Source organism: Microbacterium sp. BF1 (genome assembly GCF_019279095.1).
In the GTDB taxonomy this organism is placed as follows: domain Bacteria; phylum Actinomycetota; class Actinomycetes; order Actinomycetales; family Microbacteriaceae; genus Microbacterium; species Microbacterium maritypicum.
The window spans coordinates 1-3,239 of record NZ_JAGYWT010000277.1; the positions used below are offsets into that span (position 1 = coordinate 1).

A 3,239-nucleotide genomic window follows, 5' to 3' on the forward strand; every position below is an offset into this window, starting at 1 on the left:
CACCGCAGCGCTGCAGCGCGCGCTGGGCGAGGCAGCCGTCATCGACCCCGGCATGTTCACCGGCAGCGAGGACGTCTCATGGTTCGCCCGCGACGCCGGAGTGCCTCTCGTGTTCTGGTTCTGGGGCGGCATCGACCCCACGCGGTTCGCCGAGGCGGTCGCCGCCGGCCGCCTGGGAGAGGACATCCCCACCAACCACTCGCCGTTCTTCGCGCCGGAGATCCACCCGACGATCGAGGTCGGCGTGACCGCCCTCTCGGCCGCGGCCCGGGAGTTCCTCGCCTAGAGGCGGAAGAGAATCGATCTACAGCTCGTCGAGGTACTGAGCTCGGGCCTTCATCGCGTGGATGATCAGCTCGTAACTGTCGTCGTAGATCAGCACGACGAGCTCGAGGAGGCGGCCTGAAGGGTCGGCGGCGATCATAAGCCAGCGGCGCGGGTCGTCTTCGTCGTCGAGCGGGCGCGAGTGCAGGACATGCTCGACGGCATAAAGCACGGAAGAGTCGTCGAGCTGGTCGCGCCGGTAGTGTTTGCGGGCTGATCGGTGCAGGTCAGGCAACGTGCGCCCACTCGCGCACTGCGGCGCGAATCGCCTCAGAACGCGTGGCGATACCCTCGGCATCAGCGCGCGCTGTCAGCGCTGCGATCGTGGTCGCATCGAGCCGCACAGGGATCACCGCGCCGGGGCCATCGCCCACCGTCGGTCGACCTCGACGCGGTTTCGGGAGTTTCGACAAGTCGTAGCCGGCCTCGGCCTCGTCCGCCCACGCCTGAATCTGCTCGTCAGTGACGGGCTTTCCGTTCACCAGGTGCTCACTCATGCACTTACTGTATACGAAAATCACGGAATTGTGTATACGAAAATAAAGCCCCTCGTTGCCGACTGCCGCGCTCACGCGGCGGCGTGCAGTTTCCGCAGGAAGACGTGCAGGCCGAGGGCGTCTCTCCTGCTCGGCTGTTCAACAGGAAGATGGCGGTGCAGCAGGTCGGCGACCTCTCCCGGAATCGGGTCGATCGCGTGGGCCTTCTTCACGTCTTGGGAGCCGAATCCGGCCAAGAGCGTCACGGACTCGCCGCCCGTGCCCCTCACCTCGACGCGGGCGTAGTCCGTGTCGAGGCGGATCAGCACACGAGCGATGGAGGCCCAGGGGAGCGCTCGCTCCACCCCGGCACCCATGATCCGGATCCCCCCGTCATCCCACTCGATGACGTAGCGCTTCCTTCGCCAGGCGAAGATCCACAACAGGGCGAGCACGATGACGACAGCCACGCCACCGGCGACCGCGACGACACCGGACCTGCCGAGGATGGAATCGGTCTCGAGGGAGATCGCGATCAACGCCGCCGTGGCAGCGGACCCTCCCACAGCCACGCAGCCGACGATGATCGCCACGAGCTGGCGCATGGAGACTCGCGTCGCCCGGATCGTCAGGCGGTACCCGTCACGCCCCTGCCCGATCGGCTCCCACATCCGTTCACCCCCCGTTCCGTCGATACGTCGGCTGCTCGAGGATCGTGTTGTCCCAGACCCACGTCGCCCGCTCCTGCGGCCGGGCCGCTGAGAGGTACAACCGCTGACCGCCGACGTATCTCCGGTTCGACGGCGCCTCCGGGTCCGGGTCATGGTTCGCCGGGAATCGAGCGTTGCCTCGGGGGACGCTGACCTCGAAGGGCGCGTGGACCCAGACCGTCGCGTCCCACACCTTCGCAAGCCCGGGACGCTGGAGGAAGATCCCGTCGACGAGCACGACCCCCGCCGGAGGAACGGCTATCGGAGCGGGGTTGACAGCTTCGTCGCGATCGACGTCCCAGACGCCCGGTGCGATCGAACCATGCACACGCAGGCCGTCGACCACGCACGCGTGGAAGGCATCGTATCTGTACGAACCGGAGTAGAACCCTTCTGGACCTGCACCCGCGGCGACGCGCTCCGCCTTCGGGCGGTGGAATCCGTCGATGCTCACACGGACGACAGGTCTGCTCGAACGTCGCCGCGCGTGATCCGCGAGTTCGCGGGAGAGGTGCGATTTGCCTGCCCCGTCGAAGCCGTCCAGGGCCACCAGGATGCGATTCTCAGGACGAAGGCTCTCGATCTCAGCCCACAGCTGCGTCAGCACGGCCGCGCGCGAGTCGGCGATGCGCACGCCGGCTCAGCCCCCGATCGCGTTCATGCCGCGCGCCGGCTGCAGGAACGAGGGGTCGTTGATCGCGTGTCCCGGGAGCTTGCCGTGCACGCAGGAACGCAGCATCGCGGCGATCCCCCCGGCACGCGCGCCCGGTACGGCGTCGGCCCCGCGAAGCACGTCGACCAGGTCGTACTCGACGTTCGAGAACAGACAGTTGCGCAGCTGACCGTCGGCGGTCAGGCGCAGACGGTCGCAGGCGCCGCAGAACGGGGCGGTGACCGAGGCGATCACACCCACCTCGTGCGGTCCGCCGTCGATGCGCCACTTCTCGGCCGGCGCTCCCCCACGACCCTCGACCGGGTCGAGACGCCAACGCTCGCCCAGGGATGCGAGGAGATCCTCGCATCTGACTGCGCGCCGAGCGCACCGGCGCGCTGCACGACGAGCTGTATCTGGCGAGTGAGACCGACCTGGCGACGATCCTCGGTCACATCGACGAGGTGAAGCCGCAGCTCGTGATCGTCGACTCAGTGCAGACGGTCTCATCGTCGTTGATCGACGGTGCTGCCGGGCAGCCGAGCCAGGTGCGCGAGGTCGCGGCGACGCTGATCCGCGTCGCGAAAGACCGCGACCTGCCGATCATCATCGTCGGCCACGTCACGAAAGACGGACAGGTCGCAGGCCCCAGGGTGCTCGAGCACCTCGTCGACGTCGTGTGCCACTTCGAAGGCGACAGGCAGACGTCGCTGCGCTTCATCCGCGCCCTCAAGAACCGCTTCGGGCCGACCGACGAAGTCGGCTGCTTCGAGATGACCGGAGACGGCATCGCCGAGGTACCCGACCCTTCGGGGCTCTTCCTCTCGCAGGGAGCCACCGAGCCGGGCACCTGCGTCGCGATCTCGCTCGAAGGCCGGCGTGCTCTTCCGGTCGAGGTGCAGGCGCTCACGGTGCCCAGCAACGCGCCCAACCCCCGCCGCATCGTGCACGGCCTCGACTCCTCGCGGGTGGCGATGGTGCTGGCGATCCTCGAGCGTCGCGCAGGTGTGCCCACCGGCAGTCTCGACGTCTACGTGTCGACGGTCGGTGGCGTGCGCTTCACCGAGCCGGCGGCCG

Annotated in this window: 4 protein-coding genes and 3 pseudogenes; 2 read left to right on the plus strand and 5 right to left on the minus strand. The window is 68.1% G+C overall.

The genetic code is table 11. The features are described from left to right. A pseudogene (locus KZA10_RS10355) lies at positions 1 to 286 on the plus strand (amidohydrolase); the annotation flags it as partial. Positions 287 to 304: 18 nt separating this feature from the next. Here KZA10_RS10355 and KZA10_RS10360 read toward each other — a convergent pair. The 5 genes and pseudogenes from KZA10_RS10360 to KZA10_RS10380 all read right to left on the minus strand — a co-directional run. After that, positions 305 to 496: a toxin gene (locus KZA10_RS10360; protein WP_235562572.1), complete on the minus strand. Its 192-nt coding sequence runs from the start codon at positions 494 to 496 to the stop codon at positions 305 to 307. A gap of 55 nt (positions 497 to 551) precedes the next feature. Then, positions 552 to 896 (minus strand): ribbon-helix-helix protein, CopG family, encoded by a 345-nt coding sequence (locus KZA10_RS10365; protein WP_308289637.1) that lies wholly within the window; start codon positions 894 to 896, stop codon positions 552 to 554. Next, complete coding sequence (locus tag KZA10_RS10370) at positions 893 to 1,471, minus strand: hypothetical protein (protein WP_218682826.1); 579 nt, start codon at positions 1,469 to 1,471, stop codon at positions 893 to 895. The genes KZA10_RS10365 and KZA10_RS10370 overlap by 4 nt, the downstream gene beginning before the upstream one ends. Positions 1,472 to 1,475: 4 nt before the next feature. Beyond that, positions 1,476 to 2,144: a uridine kinase gene (locus KZA10_RS10375; RefSeq protein WP_218682828.1), complete on the minus strand. Its 669-nt coding sequence runs from the start codon at positions 2,142 to 2,144 to the stop codon at positions 1,476 to 1,478. 6 nt (positions 2,145 to 2,150) lie between these two features. Next, a pseudogene (locus KZA10_RS10380) lies at positions 2,151 to 2,528 on the minus strand (GTP 3',8-cyclase MoaA); the annotation flags it as partial. A gap of 8 nt (positions 2,529 to 2,536) precedes the next feature. Here KZA10_RS10380 and KZA10_RS10385 point away from each other — a divergent pair. Beyond that, positions 2,537 to 3,239 (plus strand): annotated as a pseudogene (locus tag KZA10_RS10385) (DNA repair protein RadA); the annotation flags it as partial.

Coding starts and splice junctions, on each gene's coding strand:
- KZA10_RS10370 (WP_218682826.1), bottom strand. CDS start 1,471: ATGTGGGAGCCGATCGGGCAGGGGCGTGACGGGTACCGCCTGACGATC.